The organism is Alteromonas sp. MMG017 (genome assembly GCF_018100795.1).
Classification (GTDB): Bacteria; Pseudomonadota; Gammaproteobacteria; order Enterobacterales; family Alteromonadaceae; genus Alteromonas.
Window position 1 is genome coordinate 1 of record NZ_JAGJDY010000060.1, and the last position, 565, is coordinate 565.

Sequence of the window (565 nt, forward strand, 5' to 3'; positions counted from 1 at the left end):
AGCCTGCGAGCGGCTTAATGTGATTGTTATATGTTTCGCTTGCTCTCACTACTTTTTTCTAACGGCTTGTCGTAAGCCTTATACACGCTTGCGATAATAAATGTCGAGCAAACAAGAATAGAATTAATTATCGCGTTTATCCAAGTACCATCACCTTGCCCAAATTTAAAAACCATAAAATAGATAATTAATAAGCCGCCAACTAGAAAGCAGTCTCCCTTTACAGGAATGTGAGCAAAAGAAGGAAAGTTTTTTAGAGAAGATAAGCTATTTTCATCAATTACGTTACATAGTTTTTCCAACTTAGCATATGCGTATATTACAAACGCTCCTGCAACTATAAAAATAAAGAGAGTGAATAGTACTGCTGGAATTCTTGGAAAAGAAACACTCAACAAAGATATGTTTAAAGTGTCTTTATCTGTAGCACTGTTCAAAGTTAAGATATGGGAAAGAATAATTAATGAGCTTATATATCCTACAGTGTATGCCCTTTGTACTAACTTAACCCATTCTAAATAATTAGATTTTTCTATTTCCAAATTCATAACCATTCCTTGATTGA

The 565-nt window shown here is 33.5% G+C and carries 1 protein-coding gene; it reads right to left on the reverse strand.

What is annotated here, in order from left to right; translation table 11 throughout:
• Positions 1–26: 26 nt before the first annotated feature.
• Positions 27–565 (reverse strand): hypothetical protein (locus tag J8L84_RS20225; RefSeq protein WP_211072277.1); only part of this gene is annotated, 539 nt, incomplete at its 5' end.